Origin of the sequence: Citrobacter sp. JGM124 (assembly GCF_018257795.1) — a bacterium.
GTDB lineage: Bacteria > Pseudomonadota > Gammaproteobacteria > Enterobacterales > Enterobacteriaceae > JGM124.
The window spans coordinates 226564-251635 of sequence record NZ_JAERJD010000001.1 but is presented as its reverse complement, the minus strand read 5'-3'; the positions used below and the strand labels follow the sequence as shown (position 1 = coordinate 251635).

General features: G+C 48.5%; 26 protein-coding genes and 3 tRNA genes. 9 read left to right on the top strand and 20 right to left on the bottom strand.

Annotation, left to right across the window (positions count from 1 at the left end; all coding sequences use genetic code 11):
• Positions 1-2: 2 nt before the first annotated feature.
• The 7 genes from cheA to JK154_RS01145 form a co-directional block, all read right to left on the bottom strand.
• Positions 3-2036 (bottom strand): chemotaxis protein CheA, encoded by a 2034-nt coding sequence (cheA, locus tag JK154_RS01175; protein WP_211990652.1) that lies wholly within the window; start codon positions 2034-2036, stop codon positions 3-5.
• Between the two features lie 4 nt (positions 2037-2040).
• Entirely contained in the window at positions 2041-2970 is a 930-nt protein-coding gene (gene motB, locus JK154_RS01170) for a flagellar motor protein MotB (protein ID WP_211990651.1), read from the bottom strand.
• Positions 2967-3857 carry a flagellar motor stator protein MotA gene (gene motA / locus JK154_RS01165; RefSeq protein ID WP_211990650.1) on the bottom strand — a complete coding sequence of 297 codons (891 nt, stop codon included), beginning with the start codon at positions 3855-3857 and terminating at the stop codon, positions 2967-2969. Before motA ends, motB begins: the two co-directional genes overlap by 4 nt.
• Positions 3858-3983: 126 nt before the next feature.
• Positions 3984-4562, bottom strand: coding sequence for a flagellar transcriptional regulator FlhC (gene flhC / locus JK154_RS01160; RefSeq protein ID WP_211990649.1), 579 nt, complete (start codon positions 4560-4562; stop codon positions 3984-3986).
• A gap of 1 nt (position 4563) precedes the next feature.
• The gene (gene flhD / locus JK154_RS01155) at positions 4564-4914 is read right to left on the bottom strand and encodes a flagellar transcriptional regulator FlhD (protein WP_211990648.1); all 351 of its coding nucleotides are present in this window, start codon (positions 4912-4914) and stop codon (positions 4564-4566) included.
• Between the two features lie 1065 nt (positions 4915-5979).
• Positions 5980-6222, bottom strand: coding sequence for a DUF2766 family protein (locus JK154_RS01150; protein WP_211990647.1), 243 nt, complete (start codon positions 6220-6222; stop codon positions 5980-5982).
• A 144-nt stretch (positions 6223-6366) separates the two neighbouring features.
• Complete coding sequence (locus JK154_RS01145) at positions 6367-6570, bottom strand: hypothetical protein (protein WP_211990646.1); 204 nt, start codon at positions 6568-6570, stop codon at positions 6367-6369.
• A 312-nt stretch (positions 6571-6882) separates the two neighbouring features.
• Between JK154_RS01145 and yecR the strand changes: the two genes are divergently transcribed.
• On the top strand, positions 6883-7221 hold the full coding sequence (gene yecR / locus JK154_RS01140; RefSeq protein WP_211990645.1) for a YecR family lipoprotein: 339 nt from the start codon (positions 6883-6885) through the stop codon (positions 7219-7221).
• A 386-nt stretch (positions 7222-7607) separates the two neighbouring features.
• On the top strand, positions 7608-8105 hold the full coding sequence (gene ftnA, locus JK154_RS01135) for a non-heme ferritin (protein WP_211990644.1): 498 nt from the start codon (positions 7608-7610) through the stop codon (positions 8103-8105).
• An 87-nt stretch (positions 8106-8192) separates the two neighbouring features.
• Here ftnA and JK154_RS01130 read toward each other — a convergent pair whose 3' ends face one another.
• Positions 8193-8771: a UPF0149 family protein gene (locus JK154_RS01130; protein ID WP_249215706.1), complete on the bottom strand. Its 579-nt coding sequence runs from the start codon at positions 8769-8771 to the stop codon at positions 8193-8195.
• Positions 8772-8926: 155 nt separating this feature from the next.
• Positions 8927-10039 carry a YeeE/YedE thiosulfate transporter family protein gene (locus tag JK154_RS01125; protein ID WP_349291085.1) on the bottom strand — a complete coding sequence of 371 codons (1113 nt, stop codon included), beginning with the start codon at positions 10037-10039 and terminating at the stop codon, positions 8927-8929.
• Between the two features lie 715 nt (positions 10040-10754).
• Here JK154_RS01125 and JK154_RS01120 point away from each other — a divergent pair.
• Complete coding sequence (locus JK154_RS01120) at positions 10755-11267, top strand: hypothetical protein (protein WP_211990642.1); 513 nt, start codon at positions 10755-10757, stop codon at positions 11265-11267.
• A 335-nt stretch (positions 11268-11602) separates the two neighbouring features.
• Here JK154_RS01120 and JK154_RS01115 read toward each other — a convergent pair.
• From JK154_RS01115 to uvrY, 6 genes are all read right to left on the bottom strand, one after another.
• A tRNA-Leu gene (locus JK154_RS01115) sits at positions 11603-11689 on the bottom strand.
• A gap of 11 nt (positions 11690-11700) precedes the next feature.
• Positions 11701-11774 (bottom strand) — tRNA-Cys (locus tag JK154_RS01110).
• A 49-nt stretch (positions 11775-11823) separates the two neighbouring features.
• Positions 11824-11899, bottom strand: a tRNA-Gly gene (locus JK154_RS01105).
• Positions 11900-12057: 158 nt separating this feature from the next.
• Positions 12058-12606, bottom strand: a complete 549-nt coding sequence (gene pgsA / locus JK154_RS01100) for a CDP-diacylglycerol--glycerol-3-phosphate 3-phosphatidyltransferase (RefSeq protein WP_211990641.1) — start codon at positions 12604-12606, stop codon at positions 12058-12060.
• Positions 12607-12664: 58 nt separating this feature from the next.
• Positions 12665-14497 (bottom strand): excinuclease ABC subunit UvrC, encoded by a 1833-nt coding sequence (uvrC, locus tag JK154_RS01095; protein ID WP_211990640.1) that lies wholly within the window; start codon positions 14495-14497, stop codon positions 12665-12667.
• Entirely contained in the window at positions 14490-15149 is a 660-nt protein-coding gene (gene uvrY, locus JK154_RS01090; protein ID WP_211990639.1) for a UvrY/SirA/GacA family response regulator transcription factor, read from the bottom strand. The genes uvrC and uvrY overlap by 8 nt, the downstream gene beginning before the upstream one ends.
• Positions 15150-15608: 459 nt before the next feature.
• Here uvrY and JK154_RS01085 point away from each other — a divergent pair, with 459 nt between their 5' ends.
• Entirely contained in the window at positions 15609-15833 is a 225-nt protein-coding gene (locus tag JK154_RS01085) for a DUF2594 family protein (RefSeq protein WP_211990638.1), read from the top strand.
• A gap of 338 nt (positions 15834-16171) precedes the next feature.
• Here JK154_RS01085 and fliZ read toward each other — a convergent pair whose 3' ends face one another.
• From fliZ to JK154_RS01070, 3 genes are all read right to left on the bottom strand, one after another.
• The gene (gene fliZ / locus JK154_RS01080; protein ID WP_211990637.1) at positions 16172-16687 is read right to left on the bottom strand and encodes a flagella biosynthesis regulatory protein FliZ; all 516 of its coding nucleotides are present in this window, start codon (positions 16685-16687) and stop codon (positions 16172-16174) included.
• A 36-nt stretch (positions 16688-16723) separates the two neighbouring features.
• The gene (locus JK154_RS01075; RefSeq protein ID WP_211990929.1) at positions 16724-17443 is read right to left on the bottom strand and encodes an RNA polymerase sigma factor FliA; all 720 of its coding nucleotides are present in this window, start codon (positions 17441-17443) and stop codon (positions 16724-16726) included.
• Positions 17444-17675: 232 nt separating this feature from the next.
• Complete coding sequence (locus JK154_RS01070; protein WP_211990636.1) at positions 17676-18974, bottom strand: FliC/FljB family flagellin; 1299 nt, start codon at positions 18972-18974, stop codon at positions 17676-17678.
• Positions 18975-19216: 242 nt separating this feature from the next.
• On the opposite strand from JK154_RS01070, the gene fliD reads away from it, so the two are divergent.
• Genes fliD through fliT form a run of 3 tightly spaced genes read left to right on the top strand, consistent with a single transcriptional unit; the run spans position 19217 to position 21450 of the window.
• The gene (fliD, locus tag JK154_RS01065) at positions 19217-20638 is read left to right on the top strand and encodes a flagellar filament capping protein FliD (RefSeq protein ID WP_211990635.1); all 1422 of its coding nucleotides are present in this window, start codon (positions 19217-19219) and stop codon (positions 20636-20638) included.
• Between the two features lie 12 nt (positions 20639-20650).
• Entirely contained in the window at positions 20651-21064 is a 414-nt protein-coding gene (fliS, locus tag JK154_RS01060) for a flagellar export chaperone FliS (RefSeq protein ID WP_211990634.1), read from the top strand.
• Positions 21061-21450 (top strand): flagellar protein FliT, encoded by a 390-nt coding sequence (fliT, locus tag JK154_RS01055; RefSeq protein WP_211990633.1) that lies wholly within the window; start codon positions 21061-21063, stop codon positions 21448-21450. Before fliS ends, fliT begins: the two co-directional genes overlap by 4 nt.
• A gap of 147 nt (positions 21451-21597) precedes the next feature.
• Here the strand turns inward: fliT and yedD are convergent, their stop codons facing one another.
• Positions 21598-22017 (bottom strand): lipoprotein YedD, encoded by a 420-nt coding sequence (gene yedD, locus JK154_RS01050; protein ID WP_211990632.1) that lies wholly within the window; start codon positions 22015-22017, stop codon positions 21598-21600.
• Between the two features lie 199 nt (positions 22018-22216).
• On the opposite strand from yedD, the gene yedE reads away from it, so the two are divergent.
• Together yedE and yedF are read left to right on the top strand one after the other, a co-directional pair.
• A complete protein-coding gene (yedE, locus tag JK154_RS01045; RefSeq protein WP_211990631.1) occupies positions 22217-23431 on the top strand; it encodes a selenium metabolism membrane protein YedE/FdhT in 1215 nt (404 codons plus the stop codon).
• Positions 23428-23664 (top strand): sulfurtransferase-like selenium metabolism protein YedF, encoded by a 237-nt coding sequence (gene yedF, locus JK154_RS01040; protein WP_211990630.1) that lies wholly within the window; start codon positions 23428-23430, stop codon positions 23662-23664. Before yedE ends, yedF begins: the two co-directional genes overlap by 4 nt.
• Before the next feature lie 10 nt (positions 23665-23674).
• Here yedF and JK154_RS01035 read toward each other — a convergent pair whose 3' ends face one another.
• Positions 23675-24529: a MurR/RpiR family transcriptional regulator gene (locus JK154_RS01035; protein ID WP_211990629.1), complete on the bottom strand. Its 855-nt coding sequence runs from the start codon at positions 24527-24529 to the stop codon at positions 23675-23677.
• Positions 24530-25072: the final 543 nt, after the last annotated feature.

Sequence of the window (25072 nt, the reverse complement as noted above, 5' to 3'; positions counted from 1 at the left end):
ACCTATATCTTAAGCGGTTGATCAAGCGATGGTGAACCAAGGCGTTGTTCACGATTTAAACTCTGCAGGGCAGAAACGTCGACAATTAAAGCGACGCTACCATCCCCTAAAATAGTGGCAGCAGAAATGCCCGGTACCTTGCGATAATTACTTTCGAGATTTTTTACCACCACCTGGTGCTGGCCTATCAGTTGATCAACCAGCAGCGCGAAGCGGCGACCTGCACTTTGCAAAATAACCACGATGCCTTGTGTCGCTTCAGTTTTCGCCCCCTGAACATCAAAAACCTTCCAGAGTTCAACTAAAGGTAAATATTCACCCCGCACTTCCAGTACACGTTCCCCCCCCGCCAGCGGGTGCAGATCATGTTCCTGAGGCTGCAGTGATTCCATCACGGCATTCAGTGGCAAAATAAAGACTTCGTCACTCACTTTTACCGACATGCCATCCAGTATTGCGAGGGTCAGTGGCAGCAAGATCCGGATAGTCGTCCCGGCCCCCGCTTTGGTCTGGATCTCCACATGCCCACCCATTTCCTGGATATTACGTTTGACGACATCCATACCCACGCCACGGCCAGAAACATCCGTGACCTGCTCCGCGGTGGAAAAACCGGGCGCAAAAATCAGCATGCCTATCTCGTCATCACTCATATTTTCGTTAACCGCCAGCCCCTGCGAGAGCGCTTTGGCCAGGATACGTTCGCGATTCAACCCGGCACCGTCATCCGTGACTTCAATACAGATATTTCCGCCCTGATGTTCAGCAGATAAAATCAGATTGCCTGACTCACTTTTCCCGGCGGCACGACGTTTGTCTGGTGTCTCAATGCCATGATCAAGACTGTTACGCACCAAGTGAGTCAGTGGATCAATAATGCGTTCAATCAGGCTCTTATCCAGCTCAGTGGAGCTCCCCAACAACGTCAGCTCAACTTCTTTATTCAGCTTACTTGCCAGGTCACGCACCAGCCGAGGGAACCGGCTAAACACATATTCCATCGGCATCATACGAATCGACATGACTGACTCTTGCAAGTCCCGGGCATTACGTTCCAGCTGCCCCATGCTGGTAATCAGCTCACCGTGGTGAACGGGGTCTAGCTCACCCGAACGCTGGGCCAGCATGGACTGCGTGATCACCAGCTCACCGACCAGGTTAATCAGCTGGTCAACTTTTTCTACCGCAACCCGAATGCTGCTGGACTCAGAAGCCCGATGGGCGGCTTTCTCGCGCACCACACGTCCGCTGACGGGGGCAATAACGTCGGGTAACGACGTTTTAGCCTCAACCCGAGCAGGCGCTGTCGGTATCACGGCGACCACGTCCCCTCCGGTGGTAAGCCCTTCTTCAGTGCTGGCAGGGCTCAGAGGCAAGAAATGAATCTGCTCAGGCTCAATCACGAAACACAATACGGCGGTGATATCATCTTCACTGACCGTCGTTTCCAGTGTCGCGGTGAGTGAGGTGGCCTCTTTGACCACCTCGCTGACGTTACCTAAATTCGTCAGCTCTTCCAGCATCAGATCACATTCTGCCTCTTTGAGGCCGTCCAGCAATATGCGGAGCTTGCCATCACTCGCAGGGGAAACCGGTGGGCTTTTTTCTTCAGGCGCAGGGGCAACCTCCTTTATCGGGGTACCTTTACTCTCCAGGGCTAACTGGCGTAATGCCTGACAAATATACTGAAAGCTTTCCGCATCTGGTTCTTCTGAAGCTTTATAGGCATCTAACTGTTCCTGCATAATATCTTTGGTTTCCAAAAACAGGTTGATAATATCTGGGCTAAGCTGCATTTCACCACGCCGCGCCTCATCGAGTAAGTTCTCCATCAGGTGGGTCGTTTCCTGCAATATGCTAAAACCGAACGTTCCCGCACCACCTTTAATGGAGTGTGCTGCACGGAAAATGGCATTTAACTGTTCGGAATCGGGATCCTCTGGTACCAAATCCAGTAAATGCTGTTCCATATCAGCCAGTAACTCGTCGGCTTCATCAAAAAATGTCTGGTAAAAATCGCTGATATCCATACTCACGCTATCACCTCATATCTGGTTGTGGCGCAATATTATTATTTCCGGTTAACGTCTCTGGTAATGCGTGTAAAACGTCCAGGGATTTATTTTCGCTTTCTGCGTTTTCATGCATGATGGCGTCTTCAGTCTGTTTATTCAGAACCAACAAACTAATACGGCGGTTGATGGCATCCCCTGCACCTTTGTTCGATAACACCATGGTCGATGACATCCCGACAACCCGCAGAACCTTCCCTTCATCAAGCCCACCCGCAACCAGTTCACGTCGTGATGCATTCGCCCGTTCAGCAGATAATTCCCAGTTGCTATAACCACGTTCACCATTGGCATAAGGCAAGTCATCCGTATGACCTGACAGGCTGATTCTATTCGGCAAGTCATTAAGCAATGGTGCGATTTTGCGCAGAATATCACGCATATAAGGTTCAACTTCGGCACTGCCAGTTTTAAACATAGGGCGGTTCTGGCTATCAATTATCTGGATACGCAGACCTTCCTGTACCAGTTTGATCTGTAAATGGGGGCGCAGTGCTCGCAACTTAGGGTCAGACTCAATTAACTGATCCAAGTCGCCTTTAATGCGTTTAAGACGATTGGATTCCATACGCTGACGTAACGTTTCAATATCAATCTGTTTTTTCACTTCACCCTGTTGTTGGGTGTAATCATCACCGCCCCCCGGTATCGGGCTGTCGCTATCCGCAATACGCTCTCCCCCCGTAATCGCCTGGGCCAGTGGGGTACGAAAATAATCGGCAATTTGTGCCAGTTGTTTCGGGCTGGATATCGAGATTAGCCACATGACCAGAAAGAATGCCATCATGGCGGTCATAAAATCAGCATAAGCAATCTTCCATGACCCATGCCCACCCTGCCCGTGGTGTTTACTTTTACGGCGTCTTACGACAACGATAGGGTGGGACTGATTTTTCATACTTCTTCTTCCGTGGCACGTTGAGCATTCGGTGAACGAACGGCACGGACGTGCTCTTCAAGTTCAACAAAGGATGGGCGCTCGCTGGAATACAGGGTCTTGCGTCCAAATTCCACCGCAATAGGTGGGGCGTAACCATTGAGACTTGACAACAGTGTCACTTTAACGCACTGCATCATTTTGGTGGTTTCCGCACTTTTCTGACGTAATACCGATGCCAGCGGGGAAACAAACCCGTACGCCAGTAAAATACCCAAGAAAGTCCCCACCATGGCATGGGCAATCAGGCTGCCCAATTCAGCCGCGGGACGATCCGCAGAGGCCAGTGCATTCACTACCCCCATAACCGCGGCAACAATACCAAAAGCCGGCAATGAGTCCCCCATCAGTGACAAGCTACTGGCAGGGATTTCGGCTTCATTTTCATGGGTTTCTATCTCTTCATCCATCAGCGCTTCTATTTCAAAAGTGTTCATATTGCCGCTGATAATCAGACGCAGGTAGTCAACAATAAAGTCGAGCATCACCGTATCAGCCAGAATGCGGGGATAACTGGCGAAAATCTCACTTTCTTCTGGTTTTTCAATATCGCGCTCAAGGGAAAACATCCCTTGCTGACGGGACTTCGCCATCAAGCGATAAAGCAGCGCCATTAAGTCCATATACATACTTTTGTTGTATTTAGACTGCCGAAACAGGAGGGGTAATGCTTTCAACGTTCCCTTGATGGCTTTACCATTGTTACCCACAATAAAAGCCCCGATACCGGCACCACCAATGATGATAAATTCAGCGGGCTGATACAGTGCGCCAAGGTGTCCGCCGGTCATCATATAACCACCAAAGACAGTCCCTACAACAACCAGGTAACCTATTAAAATCAGCACGAGACGATCCTTCCGCTATTGAATATGGTGAGAATGAACAAAAAACCAGTAACAGGGCTAACGACAGACATAAAAAAAGCAGCAGTAAAACTTCACCGCTGCTGGAATGTTTTAACATCGTGCGTGTTAAACGACCTGTTCCACCTGTTCATCCAGCAGTTGCGGAATAATATCGGCAGAGTTTATGAAAAGTTTACGTCTTTTTACCGCACGTGAAGGAGGCTGGCAAAGACTGCAGGTAAAACTTCCGGCGGGCTGGTGTGCATGGGTAATAAAGTTACCCCCACAGCTACTGCATTCACATAATTCCAGCATGCCACTTTCGACAAAACGCACCAGTGTCCAGGCCCGTGTCAGTGCCAGCAATGGGCCATCGGCTGAAGAAGGACATTGTTCAAGATAGAGGCGGTAGGCTTTGATAACAGCATCAACACCTTCGCTCAGACCACTGCGCAGTAAAAATTGCCAGGCATTGCAGAACATAGAAGCATGAATATTTTGCTCCCACGTCATAAACCAGTCAGTGGAAAAAGGTAACATACCTTTCGGCGGAGGGCTGCCACGCAGTTCTTTATAGAGCTTAATCAAACGACCACGACTCAACTGTGTTTCGCTTTCCAGCATCTGTAATCGGGCACCTAAGGTGATAAGCTCCATTGCCAGTTGAATATCCCGGGCTTCCTGAACAATGCTTTTTTCGCTCATATCAGGCCCTTTTCTTCTTGGCGGTTTCAGCCGGCGCAGAAACGCTATTCAGTAGCTGAGTAGAGAGCAAAATACCGGTGTGGATCTGTTGCAGATCATCCACTCGGGAATCTTGTGTCAGCCTTGTAATCGTTTGATGATCATTAAAACGAAATTGGCATACTAGCTGATTAGTTTCCGCCAATTTGACCATCTGCGGTAATGTTAACTCAACTAACGTTGTGGCCATATCCTCAGAAATTCCTAAACGGAACATCGCAGAGGCTTTATCCTGCCCGATGAGGTGCTGTGCAAGTAGTAAATATGACAGATTGATATCATATATATGTTTTAGCAACTCGGATGTGTGCATTTATACCACCCAAAAAAACACTATTTGTAAACAGTGCGAATTAATCCCAATACATCAAAAAAGATGAGCGTTAATTACAGCGTTCTGAAATTAATCGGTACTGAACATCGGAACGAACCTACCCCACCCATACCTTTCATCTGACGATGCCGAGAAAAAACCACACCCCATAAACTCAAGGATCACGCGGGTAACTGGAGGACCTCCCCCTAAAAATTACCCGATAGCGCCCAACAAATGCAGAAACACTGCAAAACCGGCTTATTATTGCCAGACGGGACAGTCTTTGTTGTTATCTGAGGTCAAAAAATTAAGACTTTTCCTAATAGAGGCTGACTCTACTCGCAGCACATAGCACATACAATCAAACCCACCACGATTTTGAAATTTATGTGACGCAGATCACAAAAACAACTTAAATTTTTTACGAAAAATCATTAGCCAGGCTTGCTATTCGGTTAATTTTTAGCCCCGCTATTGTCATGAAAAAACCAATGTTGTCATTTACGACCAGTCCAGGCTCTTATGTGCTAAAGGTGCTTAAATATTCACAATATCGCCGTAAATTTTTTTGCCATAGCCATCATCGGTTTTTTATGTTTTAAAACTAAAAATAATGTATATAAATATAACAATAATTTATGATGATATTTTTTACTCAATCGTGATAATAAAATAATCACCAGAGGCTGGTTTCTATTCATTATCATATTGGTAACATTTCCTGTCGGGGAGCAATTTAGCCCAAGCATCGCATAAAGATATGACAAGCTTATTTCATAAGAATAGTTTAACTATTATGAGGCTATATTACGGCGGCGATCGTCGGGGGCACCATTGCTGGTATAAGCACATCCTGGTGTAGCATGCCAGGAGAATAAATACCGCTCGCAGAACACCAGCAGGCAACGGGGGCGACACCGGGTCACAATGACGGAATGATGCGATTCGACCGCATCAGAAATGCTGAAGAAGGGCAAGTGGCCAGGCAAAAGGCAGATAACAGATAAAGAAGATGAGGACCAACATATGCCTGCCCTCTTCATTGATAAACACACTGAATGATCAGTGTGCCTCTTGTTGTTGTGTGAACTTTAACTCAATAAGCGCGATTGCCTTTTGGACAGCCCGCTGGGTCACTGGATCAGGGTGTTTGGTAAAATCAATCGACTTTAACTGACTTGCCATTTTATCCCGAACCGCTACTGGGGCAATCACATCAATCACGTCAAGAATTTGCTTGATGACTAACTGGCATGCCACAACATCAGACACCAGCTCTTGATCGGCGGAAAACTGTTCGGCCATGACTCTTCTCCTGTTTAATACCATAGGCAGTTTACCTGCCCTGTTTACGATGAAGCAACCGAATGAACCGCTGCAAAAATAAAATAATACTGATACCAATAAGGTACCCGCAGGCCAATACGATGGCCCGGGCGACCGGCTAAATTAATTTGAAGAATTTTTTTTATGAAAAGAAAAACGCAGATGAAAATAGTCTTTCAGGGTTTCTTCCATTGACTGGACTTTCTGGTCAATGCGCTGACATAAATACTCATCACTATTCATGGCTTCCACCCTGCTCAGTGCCATCAGGTCTATCTCTTCTTTTTGTCGTTCGCTCAGTTCAGGTTTATTTTGTTGTTGCGTCATAATCGCACTCTCCAGAATTTGTTGTCAGTATCTAACGCTATTATGATACTGAACTCCATGGTGTTATTGAAGTGACTTGTACACCGCCCACAGGAAGAAACCTTGCCATTCATCCCTGCAATTGAGCCCAGGCTGTCGCAGATCACAGGCCTTAATGCTCAGGAAGGCGGCAGCATTTCACAATATCAATTTCACTTAATGCAGTGTTTTAAATCGAAACAGTATCTTACACAGTATTACTCCACTAAGAATACTTCCTTCATTGGCCCCACGTGTTAACCTGTGGCCATTCTGGTTGAGGTACCAATAAAGATGAAACATCGTTATCTTTTAATCGCTATTTTGTTGGTGGGGGGTTGCACCCTGAATAAAAACCCTAAGGTGGTCAGCACGGACCCTACCGCCGGAGTCGTTCGTCTGGGCTATAGCCTGCTGCCTCTTAACAGCGGTGAAATAGATCCTTTCCTGACGCAATCTACTGCAGCACAGCAATGTCAGAAGTGGGGCTATGCCACGGCACTACCTTACGGGGAGACGAAGACCTGCACGGTTTACAGTGGGCCTCAATGCCTGAATTATGACGTACTACTGGATTATCAATGTCGCGGTACAAGTGGAACCCCTTATTCCGTTGTCACTAGCAACTGGTAGTGCGTATCGTAACGGGGCAGGATATCCGCACGGATAAGTGTCAGTATCGCCCCCTTCGCCCATCAGCAGGACGCCAGCGGATAAAACACCATTTTAGTGTTTCTCACATTTATTATTAATAGTGTGTCTTTCACGGGATTTATCTTTAATTAAATCGTAATATTTTTATTATTTTAATATTAAAGAATATCAGCGCTTCCCTTCCGGTTATTTAATCAAAAAAGGTATAACAAGATTTATTATCATTATTATTACCAACTATTTAACTAGAAATAAAATTAACAATCATTATCATTTAACTAATAAATGCAACATTTTATTTGCTTTTCCGCAAATAGATATCTAGAGTATTAAATATCTACCGAATCTTATTTATGGAGTGACACATGTTAAAAAAGGACATGATCGAAAAGCTGAACGAGCAAATGAACCTTGAGCTTTTTTCATCCCTGTTGTATCAACAAATGAGCGCCTGGTGCAGCTATCATAGTTTTGAAGGTGCGGCTGCTTTTCTGCGCCGTCACGCTCAAGAAGAAATGACGCATATGCAGCGTCTGTTTGCGTATTTGACTGACACAGGAAATATGCCACAGATTAATGCCATTCCTTCACCTTATAAAGAATACTCTTCATTAGATACCTTATTTACAGCAACTTATGAACATGAACAGTTAATTACTCGTCAAATTAACGAACTTGCTCATGCAGCAATGACATCGCAGGATTACCCGACGTTTAATTTCCTGCAATGGTATGTTGCCGAACAGCACGAAGAAGAAAAACTGTTTAAATCAGTACTGGACAAACTGAGCCTGGTTGGCAAAAGTGGTGATGGCCTGTACCTTATTGATAAAGAACTGGCCACCCTCGATACCCAAGCTTAAACGCGTATCGCTGTTGATTCTGCAGGCTTATTCACCTGCAGAATCATCTTCCCTCAAAAAACCTGCCTGAAGAATAACCTTTTTATATTAATGGAGTACTTTCCCGGTATTACGGTGCTGCCAGTAGTGGTACAGGCTGAGTACAGAAGGTTTTATCTGATCAATACTGTCCAGGAATGCTGCGGGGGACATCTGGTTTATTGTCGCCACATTCTCTTCAATGCCATGTAACGCAATAACCGCCAGGGCCGGACGGAGGTTTTCGGGTAATTCAGCACTCCCCGTTAGCATCACACCGCGCATATAACCATAGCACCACTCTTCTACCAGCACGATTTCACGGTTGTCCACTTCATCTGTGCCGAACAGCGGTTCAAACTGCGTCGGGTAAAATGCCAGACGCTCCGCAATATCGCTCTGATGCTGATAAACCAGCCCTTCAAAACGAACTTTTTCGGCTTCGTTTTCCCACTGTGGGAGCTCACGCCCCCCCCAAAGGGCCGGCCAGAGTTCTGCCGGGTCCAGGGTATCCCGGACAGACAGCAATGCGGTCAACAAGCCATCAAGTTCTGCCGCATCAATTACCGAATCCGGAGTACCATACTTCGCTAATACCTCATCAATCCATTCAATTTCATCTTCATTGAGTGGTCCCTGGGTCATCATTGGTTTCTCCTGGCGTTACAGCACGTCACCGCCCACACAGGTGGCCGGTAACGCAAATCATTATAGTAGCCCTATAGTACAACGAAAGTGTGGAACATGCTGAGAAAGAAAAACCTGAGAACGCATTTCCGCACGTTGCCTGTGCAGAGCCCCCTTTATACGTTAATGGCATGACGTAAACGGATACCGATAACGCTACCCCCTAAAGCCATGACCATCCAAATCCAGCCATGCAGGCTCCCTGATGCGGTGCCATCAAAAAAGCCCCCAAGATTACACGCCGCATAAGCGCCACCAAGCCCCATCAGTAACCCACCTAACACACTGGCACATATCCTTCCTGCTGATGCGGGGGACGACGGGTGCTTGCCTGTCAGATATCGGGAAAACGCGGCCCCTAACAACCCCGCAACAAACATCCCTACCATGGGGTTAAGAAAGAGCGGTTTTGCCAGTCTTGGGTCATCACCAAACAGCCCGAACAGTGAAGCGACCCTAAGGGCTGACTCATAAATAGCCCCTGTAACGGTCCAGGCAGAGCCATGTAATGCCACTACCGTTGAATTAAGTACCGCAATAAGAATACCGCCAGTTAATACGGTAAAACGCCCATCTTTCCAGAACACATGACGTCGGGTAAAAATATGACTGATATTCCCTGTTTTCTTGAATTCCAGATAACTGAATAAAAAATACAACGCTGCCACCAGCAGAATATTGAGCAGCATGCCGCTCCATAAGTTACCTGTAATATCTTTCGCTGTAATCGCAACGCCCGGAAAAATGGCGGTCAACTCAGGTTTGAAAGCGTTACTGATTAATGTGCCCACACCATAGAATACCAGCACAATCCAGAATAACGGCCGCCCCTCACCACAACAATAAAGCGTTCCCGAAGCACAGGCCCCTGCCAGCTGCATGCCAATACCAAACACAAAAGCCCACACAACAAAGGGGACACTTATCGCCATAATATTCCCGACCATTTTCCCACCAAAAATAGCATGGGTGAATGATAATAGTGTGGTGAAAAGCAGTATCTCAATCAGAATTGTTAATAAATGAATACGAACATAATAACTGCTTCTGCGGGAAATCATCTCCCGCCAGCCAAAAACAATACCAAATCGACTAAATGATAAGGTGAAACCAAGGCCGAATCCTATTGTTCCCATCAGCGCCCATTTCAGGCCAATAGCGTGCCCCAGCCAGAATATAAAAATCACGCTGACAAGCGCCACAATTATTGACATTAACTTTTCGTTCACACAATCACCATTAAATTTCATCACCCTCGCCCGGGGAGCCGTAAAAAGTCATCCCGCCGCAGTAAACTTAATTAATCAGCTTATTCCTGTTGTCAGGCCTGCATAATAATATCTGACACATGCCATTAGTCCCGGTCACCTTTTGGTAAGAACCTGGCCCCGTATCACTCATAATTCTTACCAGATTGCATACATCCTTGCCCACCAGGAAATGCGTTCCCGGGCATCAATACCAATAGCGTATTATCAGGATTTAAGATGTTCAGTTAAATAACCCTCCGCTATTATTTCTATGCCAGTTGATCAGGCTCATATTGCCTGTAAATAACCGCTCTCAGAATGTTTGAAAGCCACTTTACCCTTCGCTGAACACCGGTGGCGATACGGCCAGGATCGACACAGGGTTAACACCTTAGCCAGGGACAGTGAATCCCTGTCCCAATGAAAGCCTGGAGCATCACGCACGATCTTCAGAATAAAAGGCATCCAGGCCCTGGCTCCCGAAAACTAATACCAACCCGCGGGTTCATTTTTATAACCGTGTCTTATCAGACTCAGTATTATTGCGATTAGTTTTGATGTGTCCTGTTACGCTCCTGTGATAGTGTTTATTGGTATCGTGATAAGCCGTGATAAATAAATTTTTATCATACAAAAATTTATAGATTATTGAATGCTGCCATAGAGACTTATGGAAGGAACAGGAGGCGGGATAATGGCCCGTGTTTTTGAAATATCCAAATCAAATAAAAGTGGTTTGAACAGTAAAGAAAGCTATATCGTGACCCGTAATAAGGTTAGTTATTTACGCATTCTTGGTGCGGAACCGCAGTGGGGATTAATGACCGCCACCGCAGATGAAGATAATAAGCGTATAAAAGTATGCCCTGAGCAACTACGTCTGGTTGAGACCGCACTACGCCTGGGAAATGAACTGACAACATCACCGTTAGTAGAGAAGGACTGGGCCGGGCGCGAGTATGTGCAAATCTGTTTGATTCATCAACCACCGGAGCAAAGTGACCAGGAGCTGACACACGAACTGAGCCTCGTTTTACACCGATTCTTTGAGCTTTATGATGCATGGACAGTATTCAGCAGCCGCTCTGATGATGACATGGTTGCCCTCTACGATGCCGTCGCACCTGATAATGCAGGGAGTGACGTATATCTGAGTGATGGTATCTGGCTGAGTCGCGATGGCACCCTCACTGACCGGGGGCGATAACATAACGTTACCGTCAGAATACCCCGCTTGCTCCGCGACGAGAGCAAGCCGTACAGCAGGCACAAACTTAACACGTTATTCATTACAGGCCAGTTGCAGTGGTGTTATCTCTGACTGTCGCAATTCGGTTTTCATTCGTGGCATCAACAACCATCACAGCCAGTGTATTCTGGCTGTCTGTGGGCCATGACATATTCAGGAGCGGCGGCAGAAAATGGCAGGATGCAGCCCGCAAGTTCAGGCCATGTGCAGGCGGGGAATTTCAGGCAATAAAAAACCACCCGAAGGTGGTTTACACGACACTGCTTATCATTGATTTTATTCTTATTTTCCCATGGTGCCCGGAGCGAGACTTGAACTCGCACAGCGCGTACGCCGAGGGATTTTAAATCCCTTGTGTCTACCGATTCCACCATCCGGGCTTGGGAAAAATTGGAGGCGCGTTCCGGAGTCGAACCGGACTAGACGGATTTGCAATCCGCTACATAACCGCTTTGCTAACGCGCCAATTTCTTAGCCTTTACAGCTAACAGCAGAAACCTGCTGCTTAATAATTTGGAGCGGGAAACGAGACTCGAACTCGCGACCCCGACCTTGGCAAGGTCGTGCTCTACCAACTGAGCTATTCCCGCACTTTACAAGTTAAAGAGTTTTTTCTAATCACTTGTTTTAATTCTCTTCTGAACGTCAGTGCTGCCGTTCGATGCGTTGCATTCTACTTATCTGGCGCAATGAGTCAATGAAATTTTCTAACTCTTCGAATCGTTTGATGATTTTTGCGCCGGATAGATCACTGTTCGAGCAAATCGCTCCTTGCAGCGGCTAAATATTGAAACATTGACCAGAAAGTGAGTACCGCGGCAATAAAGAATAATGCGATCCCGGCATACTCAATCCACATATTCGGGCGCCACAGCATGCCAATCAGCGCCAGCATCTGCGCCATGGTTTTTGTTTTACCAACCCAGGAAACAGCAACACTGCTTCTTTTACCAATTTCAGCCATCCATTCACGCAGGGCTGAAATGATGATCTCCCTGGCTATCATGGTTGCCGCGGGCAACGTGACCCACCAGGCATGATAGTGTTCCGCCACCAGCACCAGGGCAACAGCGACCATCACCTTGTCAGCAACGGGATCAAGGAATGCACCAAAACGCGTGCTTTGATTCCATCGCCGGGCAAGAAAGCCGTCAAACCAGTCGGTAATCGCCGCCAGCCAGAAGATAAACGCACAAAGAAAAGGAGCCCAGCTGAACGGCAGATAAAACGCCAGAACAAAAAATGGGATAAGAATGACCCGGAATAGCGTGAGCAGTGTAGGAATATTAAATTGCATAGCGCCAAGTAGCTTTCTACTGAAAGTGGTAAATTGTCCCTATGTTGCTACAGAGACCCTAATGTTTCAACGAGTAGTAGATCTTTTCTGCCAGTGCTTGTGAAATACCCGGCACTTTTGCTATTTCCTCGACGGATGCATTCTTTAATGGTTGCAAACCGCCCATGTATTTTAGCAGCATCTGACGTCGTTTGGGGCCGATACCTTCGATTGTTTCCAACGCACTGGTATTTTTCACTTTGGCACGCTTGTTTCGGTGTCCGGAAATGGCGTGATTGTGTGAATCATCGCGAATATGCTGGATCACATGCAATGCGGGTGAGTCGGGGGGGAGAGCAAACCCCTCACCTGTCGGTTCCAAAAATAACGTTTCCAGCCCTGCTTTACGATCCGTGCCTTTAGCAACCCCCAGCAGTAACGGGTGATGTTTGTCCCAGGACACATCAAGTTTGTCAAATACCGCCTTCGCCTGGCCTAATTGCCCTTTTCCCCCGTCGATAATAATCACATCAGGGACTTTACTCGCCTCTATCGCCTTACCATAACGCCGGGACAGCACCTGTTCCATGGCCGCGTAATCATCCCCCGGCGTAATTCCCGTAATATTATAGCGGCGATACTCTGCCCGTAATGGGCCATTGGCATCGAATACCACACAGGAAGCAATGGTTTGCTCCCCCATGGTATGACTAATATCAAAACATTCCATGCGTTCAATTGCCGGTAGTTTTAACACTTCTGCAAGGGCGTTCAGGCGCTGATGAATGGTCGACTGTTCCGCCAGCCGGGTTACCAGTGCTGTTGCCGCATTGGTTCGTGCCAGTTTGAGGTAACGCGCGCGTGGCCCCCGGGGTTTACTCTGGATGTTAATTTTACGGCCTGCGAATTCACTCAGCGTATCTGCCAGGATGGTTTTATCTTTCAGGGTAAAGTCGAGCAGCACCTCACTGGGTAAGCTACGCACCTCACTGCCTTGCAAATAAAACTGACCAACAAAGGTTTCCACGACTTCGGCAAGCTCAGTGCCTGATGGCACTTTAGGAAAATAGCTACGGCTCCCCAGGACTTTACCCTGCCGGATAAACAGTACATGAATGCAAGCCATACCGGCGTCAAATGCCACCCCAATCACATCAAGATCATCGCCATTATTGGAAACAAACTGCTGTTCGGTAACACGCCGTACTGCCTGAATTTGGTCACGAATACGCGCGGCTTCTTCAAATTCCAGCTGGCTACTGGCTTGTTCCATGCGTTCAATAAGCAGGTTCAGTACCTGGTCATCCTTGCCCGATAAGAATAAACGCACATACTCCACTTGTCGGGCATAGTCTGCTTCACTGACCAGCCCGCTGACACAAGGCCCCAGACAACGGCCTATCTGGTACTGCAAGCAAGGGCGGGAACGGTTACGATAGACACTGTTTTCGCACTGACGCACAGGGAACACTTTTTGTAATAACGCTAACGTTTCACGTACCGCATAACCATTAGGAAACGGGCCAAAGTATTCACCACGCGCATGTTTAGCTCCGCGATGCATCGCCAGCCTGGGGTGAGTATCCGCACTCAGAAAAATAAAGGGGTAAGATTTGTCATCCCGCAACAGCACATTATAGCGAGGCTGATAAAGCTTGATGTAATTATGCTCAAGGAGCAGTGCTTCCGTCTCCGTATGGGTAACGGTAACATCAATATGTGCTATCTGCGCCACCAGGGCTTCGGTTTTACGGCTGGCAAGATGACTGCGGAAGTAGCTGGCCAGCCGTTTTTTTAGATCTTTTGCCTTCCCGACATAGATAACGGTGTCACTGGCATCATACATGCGGTAGACACCCGGCTGGCTGGTCACCGTCTTTAAAAACGCATGGGAATCAAAAATATTACTCACTTCCGGATAACGTCTCCGTATTAAATAGCCCGTAACGAATCGCCAGGTGGGTTAATTCGACATCGCCATTAATGTTAAGTTTACTGAACATTCGATAACGATAACTGTTAACGGTTTTCGGGCTCAAATTCAGCTGTTCAGAAATTTCATTGACCTTCTGCCCTTTGGTTATCATTAGCATTATCTGTAACTCTCGCTCCGATAAGCAGGCAAAAGGTGAAGCCGATTTGTCCGGTTCAATTTGGCTCAATGCCATTTGTTGCGCGATATCTGAAGCAATATAACGCTGCCCGGACATAACCAGACGAATGGCATTAACCATATCTTGTGGTGCCGCGCCTTTGCTCAGATAGCCAGCAGCCCCAGCTTGCATAACTTTAGCTGGTAAGGGATTTTCAGTATAAATCGTCAACATAATGACTTTGATATCGGGGGAATAACGTAAGATTTTACGAGTTGCTTCCAGCCCGCCGATCCCCGGCATGTTCATGTCCATTAACACCACATCCACAGACTGATTACGGCACCATTTAATGGCGTCTTCACCGCAATTAACTTCACCCGTTACGTTAATGCCTTTAATATCTTCCAGAATACGTCGTATCCCTGCTCGCACCAACTCATGGTCATCAACAAGAAGTACGTTGATCAAAGAATAAATCTCCAGAAAATGGATAACGTTACTGATGAGAACAATTCATAGAGTAACGCTTTTCAGACAAGAGGCAAATTCAATTTGCCGTAAGCGCAGCCAAGAACACAATATGAAGAGTTTTCTCACCCTTTATGGCAACAGTCTGTTTAAAAAACTAACAGCCCGCTCAAATAAACGGCTTACCTGGCTCCCTTCCTGTTCTTGCACACATGCACACCCGCTATAGTATCTCTCAAGGTAGTTGAACCGTACTTAAATCATTTATTATAGATTCCTATACTACCAACATTAGCAAAACATTTTTCCATAATACGGCTATAGTATAATTAACATTGGTAACAGAATTTTTGATCTGTATCCGGGCTCAATAAATTCACCTGAGCCATGATATACTCCAACGCCTTAATATCCCGCCGCACAAAAGGTTGCGAAATCACCAAGCATTGAGGAATGTAAATGAGTACTCCTGATTTTTCCACGGAAGAGAATACCCGCCAGCTGGCGAGTGAAATTTCTTGCCTGAAAGCACTGTTAACGCAGATGCTGCTGGCTATGGGTCAGGCCGATGCCGGACGTGTAATACTGAAAATGGAAAAACAAATCGCTGAGATGGAAGACACCGCTCAGGCAGAGGTGTTTTGTAATACCGTTAAGCAGATCAAGCAGGCTTACAAGCAATAAATCTTTTCGGGCTGGCAACCTGTTGCCAGCCCATGTATTAAATAACCACATGAATGGAGAGATTATAACGATTTTTCTGGCCGTTATGATATTGCGTATCTTTTACCTTTCCCCGGATTAACAAATTTCAGCCTCCCCCATTATTCACCCACCGATAAAAAACCCTCACTGACCGGGTCTATTTGCAATCTTTGGCGAACGCGACGTTTTAATCATTAATCCCGTTACGTTTACCTGCAAGAGGCCGGCACATTATTCTGGGGTGCTGACAGGGGGCGAAATAAAACCGGGCCTCTGGGCTTTAAGGGGTATGGCCCATGTTAATGCCCGGGGATGGGCTACAGACGGCAACGTTGTTCCCGCTGCTGGAACTGATCATACTTGCGCAGCGCAATCAGGTAGTTATTGCTACTGGTTTTGGGTAACCATTCACTCAGTGTTGCCAGACAGAACCCCTCAGGGGCATCTTGTGGTGGCCTGTAATGCTCGCGCAGGTGGTTCCCTAACCGGCGAAGACGCACCACATACTCACGGATCGTGCCATGGCTCATCTCCGTCTGTTCAAGCAGATAGGTTTTGAATCCAATAATATCAAAAAAGTTATCTTGCTCTTTGCTGTACAGATCGCCACAAAAGCGGCACAGGGCGGCCCATAAAGGTTTTTCTGCCAGCCAGCCGGCTTCATCAATCTGGGTATCAAGCCGGGCAATACCCGCTTTATTGACAAGCACCCCGGCACGCGTCAGGGTCACTCTGTCCAGTATTTTACGACAGTGTGCACAGTGCGTGGCCATATGTTTAAAATCTTTTAGGTAGCGGCTTAATGGCCGTCTTTTTACTGGTTGCAGTATCATTTGCTTTTCCCGAACGACTGAGAATATCCTGTATGCCTATAACTTACCCAGTTTGCTACGCAAACGTTTAATCGCCTGGCTGTGGAGCTGGCTGACTCTTGACTCCCCCACATCCAGTACGGCTCCTATCTCTTTAAGGTTCAGCTCTTCCTGGTAGTACAGGGTCAGGACTTGCTGTTCCCGTTCCGGTAACTTTTCAATCGCGTCCATCACACGCTGGCGCAGATTACCGTCCAGCAGTGCCTGGAGCGGGTTTTCCTGCTGGTGCTGATCAGTGATGAGCTCAATACCATCCCCATACTCTTCATGCCATTCGTCATACGAAAAGAGTTGGCTATTATTGGTGTCGAGTAACATCTGGCGATAGTTTTCCAGCGGAATATTGAGCCGTGTTGCTACCTCAGTTTCTGTCGCATTCCGCCCCAGTTCTTGCTCAAGCTGGCCAATCGTCCTGGCCACTTCCCGGGCATTACGCCGGACACTGCGTGGTGCCCAGTCACGGCTGCGTAGTTCATCCAGCATGGCGCCACGAATGCGCTGCACCGCATAGGTGGTAAAGGCCGTCCCTTGTAATGCATCGTAACGATCTACTGCATTAAGCAGACCAATCCCCCCCGCTTGTAACAGGTCATCAAGTTCGACACTGGCGGGCAAACGGACCTGTAACCGCAATGCTTCATGGCGTACCAGGGGGACATAACGCTGCCACAGGGAGTGTTTGTCCATGACACCATCAGCGGTATAGAGTGCATTCACCATAAACAGCCCTGCGTAAATTGATTTATCGGCATAATTATCCGTTGCTGACGGGGTTTTAATCGCAGGAATAGTGGGGCAAATAGCGGGTATTTTTGACAGTAACGGGGAAGTGAACAGGGATCAGTGTGCGAGGACGGTGGATACCTGTGCCGATGGCGGGATCGGCTGTGGGGCAGCCGATTGCCATGCAGAGCACAGCAATCGGCGTAATGACTCAGCTACGGGAGAATTAACGCAGCAGGGACATCATGGACTGTGGTACCTGGTTTGCCTGGGACAGGACAGAGGTGCCAGCCTGTTGCAGGATCTGCGCACGGGACATGTTGGACACTTCGGTCGCGTAGTCCGCGTCCTGGATACGGCTACGAGCAGAGGTCAGGTTATTAACGGTGTTGCTCAGGTTAGAGATGGTGGACTCAAAACGGTTCTGAGATGCACCCAGGGAGCTACGTTGCTCATCCACAGACTTCAGGGCGGCATCAATATTAGCCAGTGGGCTGCCGTTAGTGGTACCGGTGGCGTCAACAGTGCCAGACAGAACGTCAAAACCGGTGGCTGCAATAGTACGTAACTTACCGTTAACCACCGATTTTGTGTCCACAGCTTTTGCTGCGGCGATCGCGGCATCTTCTTGGGTCGCTGCAACACCCGACATTTTCCCTGCCAGGGCTGTTGCTGCAGTCGTTTTCTGTTCAGCTGTTGCACCAGCTTTGTAATAATCAGCGACCTTTGAATCTAAAGCGGCGGTATTATCAAAGCCTACTTTATCCTGGAATGCTTTGAGTGCTTTTGCTGTATCAGCCTTTGCAGTGGCCTCCGCGTCACCCGTCTTGCCAGTCTCATTCGTAACAGCATCGGTATAAGCTTTATATTCATCAGTTGCACCAGAAAGCTTGTCTGCTGCTTGTTCTGCAACTGTTTTTGTTGGCGCTTGCGCACTATTAAATGCATTTGTTGCAGATGTCAGTGTAGCTTGGTTGGTATTTAATGTGGTGCTTGTCTGACCCGCCGCTGCCAGGTTCCAGCCAGCACTGGAATTGATCTTAATATCAATCTGCTCATTGTCTTTAGAGCCAACCTGGAAGTTATAAGCTTTCGCGCCATCTGCACGGTTATCAAGAATTTTGATGCCGTTAAAATCAGTCTGTTTAGTAACGCGGTCAATCTCTTCCATACGCTGGTTAACTTCAGACTGGATGGAGTCAATATCGGACGCAGAGTTGGAGCTGTTCTGTGCCTGTACGGTCAGGTCACGCACACGCTGCAGGTTGTTGTTGATCTCACCCAGTGCGCCTTCAGCGGTCTGTGCCAGGGAAATACCGTCGTTCGCGTTACGGGAAGCAACGTTCAGGCCGTTGATGTTAGACGTAAAGCGGTTGGCAATCGCCTGACCAGCGGCATCGTCTTTGGCGCTGTTAATACGCAGGCCAGAAGAGAGACGCTCAATAGCGGTTCCTAAAGAGGATTGTGATTTATTCAGGTTGTTCTGGGTCATCAGCGACAAGCTGTTAGTATTAATCACTGCCATAATTCATTATCCTTCATAATAAGTTAAGTTTCAGGCTGCTGGCCTACGGCTTGCTCGCCGTTGATACCGTTATCGACCCCTTGAATCTGATCTTTAGTCTTTTTTTTAAATTTCCTGAAACTGAAAATACCCCCCTAAACCCCGCTTATCCTGCCCATTGAATGCCGGCATTTTTTATTAAACTTCTGGGTGCGGGTGCCGATAACTCTGTCATTGGTCTTCGTTCGCTTAAGGAAAACAGTATGGCAAGTGTCAGTGCGCTCGGTGTTGGCTCCAATCTGAAACTCGGTGATTTGCTGGATAATTTAACCCAGTCAGAACAAGGGCGGCTCACGCCCCTGACCAGCCAGCAAACCTCTTACAAGGCCAAACTCACCGCCTGGAGTGTGGTGCAAAGCTCGGTGCAGAAAGTGCAAAGTGCTGCCGAGGCGCTGTCAAAAGCGCAAAATATTGCCACCACCAAAGTGACCAGCACCAATACGGCGTTTACCGCGACCATTGATGCCAGCGCAGACGCCAGTAACTACAGCGTGGAAGTGACCCAGCTAGCCCAGGCCCAGTCGCTGGTTTCCGGCAAGTTTGGCAGTAAAACGGACGCACTCAGCACCCTGAAGAGTGATGCGGACAATCCCCGCACCCTGGTCTTTACTCAGGGCTCCGGGGATAAGCAAAAAATAATGAGCGTGACACTGGGCGATGACCAGACTTCGCTGACGGCGATCCGGGATGCGGTGAACAAGCAGCAAGGCGGTGTGACGGCCAGTATTATCCAGGCCGATGACAACACCTTTCATCTGTCATTCACCGCCCGGGATACCGGGGAAAACAACGCCATGCGTGTTGAGGTCACCGGGGACAGTGACCTGAATACACAACTGGGGTATGACGCTAAGAATCCCATTGCCGGGAAAATGAGCGAAACGGTAGCCGCAAAAGATGCGGAACTGAAAATCAACGATATTGAGATTAGACGCAGTAGCAATACCATTACCGGTGCCCCTGAAGGCGTCACGCTTAATTTGACCCAAACCAATGAAGGAAAGCCTGAGCAGCTGAAGGTGGCGAAAGACACGGCCCCCATGAAAAGTGCGATTAAAACCTTCGTGGATGCCTACAACTCGCTCCAGACCACCATTAATTCTCAGACTAAATATACCGCTGCGGATAAGGGCAGTACGACACAAAACAGCAGTAATGGTGACTTACTCGGGGACGGCACCCTGCGCAGTATTCAGACCCAGCTGCGCTCCATGCTCAGTGCACCTGTCGGGGGGGATATTGCCAACCTCGCCTCCCTGGGTATCACCCAGGATGTTACGGGCAAGCTCACTATTGATGATACCAAACTGGATAAGAATTTGAATGAAAAGCCAGCCAGTGTCAGCGCGTTCTTTACCGGTGACGGCAAAGAAACCGGCTTTGGGGTGGTGACCAACAAATTGTTAACCGGTTTTCTGGGGGATGATGGTGCCATTAAAAGTGCCACCAACGGCATTGATAAAACACTGAAAAATATTGATGACCGCATTAAGACCACCAATATCAGCATTAATAGCACCATCGAGCGCTATAAGAAGCAGTTTACCCAGCTCGACGGCTTGGTTAATCAACTCACTAACACGGGTAACTATTTGACCAAGCAGTTCGACGCCATGAGCTCATAAAAGGATACACAGATGTATAATCGCGCCGGAGTCAATGCATACGCCCAAGTCGGACTCGAAAGTTCGGTGCTTAGCGCATCGCCCTATCAGTTAGTGGTTATGCTGTTTGATGGGGCGCTTAGCGCCTTAAAAAAAGCGTCCATCCTGATGGAACAAGGGGATATTCCCGGTAAAGGACAGGCCATTACCAAGGCGATTAATATCATCACTAATGGCCTGCAAGCCGGGCTTGATCATTCGGTGAACAGCGAACTCACAGGTAACCTTGATAGTCTGTATGACTATATGGGACGCCGTTTACTGGAGGCCAACCTGCGCAATGACCAGGAGGCTCTCGCGGAAGTACAGCGTCTTCTGGAGAATATTGCTGATGCGTGGAGACAGATTAATCCTTCCGCCGGCTTAATGCAGGATAATCAGCCATGACAGCAACCCCCTCTTCCCTGGCTGACTGGCAGCAAGTCCTGCAGCTCAGTAATCAAATGCTGGTCATGGCCCAAACTCAGCAATGGGAAGCTTTGATCAGTGAAGAACTGGCCTATATTCAACGTGTAGAGGCACTTTCAGGCAGCGAGGGGAGCGTTGCGGATTGCCCTCACCCGGACAGCCTGCGTGAAATTTTACGCCAGTTGCTGGCGAATGAAGCGGAAGTTAAGCGACTATTACTGGAACGCATGGATACACTGAAGGTGATGATTCACCAGGGGAATCAGCAACAGTCCGTGAATCAGGCATATGGCCGGCTGGCAGGCATGCTACTGTTGCCCGCCAATGCACCGGATGCCACCCCAACCGTAAAAAGTGATCCCTAGCGGCCGGGCCCCGCGTCATTCACCCTGCCGCCAGGCGGAGCAATATAGCAGCAAGAGGGCAGCAATGGGTTACCCGTTGCTGGCCACTTGCTGAATTTCAGCAAAGCGCATAAAGGGGGCCGCCACATGTTATCCCTCTTTACCCGTTCAAGGGGTGCGTTGCGCTTCTGTCGCCTGTTCAAGGGCCAGGGCACACTCAGGGGTGAGTTTGCTGACGCGCTGGAGCGTCATACCCCCATAGGCTAGCTGATTATTGTTCAGGGCAAGGGGATAAATATCCTGTTGTTCAGTGATATTAAGCCAGCCCTCATCCTGACGTTTACGGGTTAACTTACCGGGGACGGCAATAACCCGTTGCCACTGGCGGCAGTCGAGGGTTTCACCATCTGCCATCACCACCAGCGTTGCCAGGGCTTCCGGGCTCACCAGCTCAGACTGCGGGCCAACGGATTGCCAGTACCCCGCCACATCAGCCGGCGCAGGATGGGGGATCACATCGGCATACTCTGTGATACCCGTACACCCCACCAGCAGTAATAAGCCGGTTATTAGTAGACCTTGTTTCATTCCCACTCTCTTATTCTCGAGTCATACGTGGTGATTGTGCCAGTAAAGTGCCCGCCCGACCAGTCACAACGGGTGTCCTCCCCCCGAATCAGACCCTGATTATATCAGGGTTACTGTTATATCCGCCAAAAAGAGGTAGAATTCGTCACCTTTCGCACCTCCTCCAGGTGCCGTTCTTCTGAGTTCAGAGGCGGAGACAATGAACTGGCAACAGCTTAAACAACACTATTTTATTACTTTCTGGAAACCGGTACCGGCAGTGATTGCCGCCGGTATTCTCGCCACCTACTACTTTGGTATAACAGGCACCTTTTGGGCCGTTACAGGGGAGTTTACACGCTGGGGTGGGCATATTTTACAAGGGTTCGGTGTTCATGCAGAACAGTGGACCTACTTTAAACTGGTGCAGCTGGAAGGCAGCCCGCTTACCCGCATTGATGGCATGATGATTATCGGCATGTTTGGTGGTTGTTTTGCCGCCGCTCTGTGGGCTAACAATGTCAAACTGCGCATGCCACACAGTAATATCCGTATTGTCCAGGCGCTGGCTGGCGGTATCATTGCAGGCTTTGGTGCCCGCCTGGCAATGGGGTGCAATCTCGCGGCATTCTTTACTGGTATTCCTCAGTTTTCTCTCCATGCCTGGTTTTTTGCTATCGCCACGGCACTGGGCTCATGGTTTGGGGCGCGTTTCACGCTACTGCCCCTCTTTCGCCCCCGCGTAAAACTGCAAAAAGTTTCATCCGCGTCGGCCCTGACACAAAAGCCAGATCAGGCACGCCGCCGTTTCCGTGTCGGGATGCTGGTTTTTATCGGCATGCTGGGCTGGGGGCTCCTGACGGCCATCAATCAGCCTAAACTGGGGCTGGCCATGCTGTTTGGTGTCGGGTTTGGCCTGTTAATTGAACGGGCGCAAATCTGCTTCACTTCCGCGTTTCGTGACTTATGGATTACCGGGCGGGGGCAAATGGCTAAAGCAATTGTGCTGGGCATGGCCGTCAGTGCTATTGGTATTTTTAGCTATGTCCAGATGGGCGCCACTCCTAAAATTATGTGGGCAGGGCCGAATGCCGTCATTGGCGGGCTGTTATTTGGTTTTGGTATTGTGCTGGCCGGTGGGTGTGAAACGGGCTGGATGTATCGGGCGGTAGAAGGGCAAATCCATTACTGGTGGGTCGGACTCGGTAATATTATTGGCTCCACCTTACTGGCACTGACTTGGGATGACCTGGCCCCTACCCTGGTCAATGACTGGGATAAAATTAACTTACTCAAGACATTTGGCCCTTATGGTGGCTTACTGGTCACCTATTTATTATTGCTGGTTGCCTTGATACTTATTGTGGCTCAGGAGAAACGCTTTTTCCGCCGCCAGTCACGGGCCGTTAGCACCCCAGTTACGGAGACCGTATGAAGACGTCAATGACCCCCGACTACCGGCTGGACATGATGGGGGAGCCTTGCCCTTACCCGGCAGTAGCCACACTGGAAGCCATGACCCAGCTCACCCCGGGCCAAATTCTGGAAGTGGTTTGTGACTGCCCCCAGTCAATTAATAATATTCCGCTTGATGCGAAAAACCACGGTTATCAGGTGCTGGATATTCAACAAGATGGCCCGACGCTGCGCTATTTAATTCAGCGTTAATCCTGGCCCATTAGTCCGTTCCTTTCATCCAGGCACCGCAGGAGAGGAAAAACTGTTCGGCACTGGCTATCTGTTTTACTGCCGTTTCCCCATAACGGGTTACCAGCAGTGCCAGCAATGATTCCGCCATGCCGCAGGCGGCAACCACTGACGGAAAAAAGGACGGGCTTTGGGACGAAAAATAGAGTGTATGGGAAGCATAGCGAGCCAGGGGGGAAAGGGGCGAATCTGTCAACGCAACGATTTTGCTCCCGGCCTGACGCGAGGCTTCCAGTACATCCAGTGACTCCCGTGAATAAGGGGAAAAACCAATCATCACAATCACATCATTTGTGGTCAGCTCCCGGGTAAAAACCTCATAATTACTCGCCTGACCATCAATCAGCGACACTTCTTTTTCAAATAAACGATAGCTGTAAAACAGGGTATAAGCCACAGGGTAACTGGCACGAAAACCACAGACATAAACGTGATCAGCCTGGTACAGGGCTTCAATGGCGGCGCTCATTTGCTGATGGTTCTGCTGCCGGGTATCCGTCAGATTTTGATTATGTGCATTAAACATTGCCTGGTAGAGGCTGGCGGCACTATTGTGGCTGAGTAATTTTTTCGCCCGGCTTTGGTGGCTCTCCGGGTTTAGCCCCAACCCTTGAACAAAATCCTGTTTAAACGCTTCCCACCCAGTGTATTCCAGGCGTTGTGCCAGCCGTAACAAAGTGGCTGGCTTCACCCCCACTTGGGTGGCAAAAGTGCGCATGGACAGTGTCATAGCTTCACTGGGATACTGGCAGATAAAATCCGCGGCACGTTGTAGCTCGGGACTTAGCTGAACCTTTTTCTTTTCCAGTATTTTTTGCGGGCTCATGGGGCGTCTCACTCCAGCAATTAGCAACGGAACTCCAGCGAATAGTTAAAAGCTAACGGAAATCCCTGGAAATTTTAAGCAGTTGTCTCGGAAATTCGTCGTTTTCATGACCTGGATTAAACATTGTCATACGACTGGGCATAACTGACAACTTTTAGCGCTACAGATTAGGCGTATTGATAACGAAAACCCACCCCACGTAATATCAAAAAACAGTTCACTCCCGGGACCAGAAGGGATGAAGACAGGAAAGCAGCCGCCCTCTTCTCTTTTTTAGAGACGCCCACACCTTGACGCCTGACTATTCTGGCCCCCTGAAATGTGAGAGTAATTCAGTGATACGGCCATCTTATTGGGATAAATAAGAAAGGGGAATGAATACGCCGGGCTGGCTGCACGCCTCCGTGTTTCTCAGAGAAGAAAAGCGACATGGTACGGGGGGAGATAATCCGTAAAGATGAATGGGTCACCAGAGGATGGGCCCGTTCGCCGGCAACCCAGTAAAGCGCATGATTTCTGGCCATTTGAGGATCGGGGAGAACG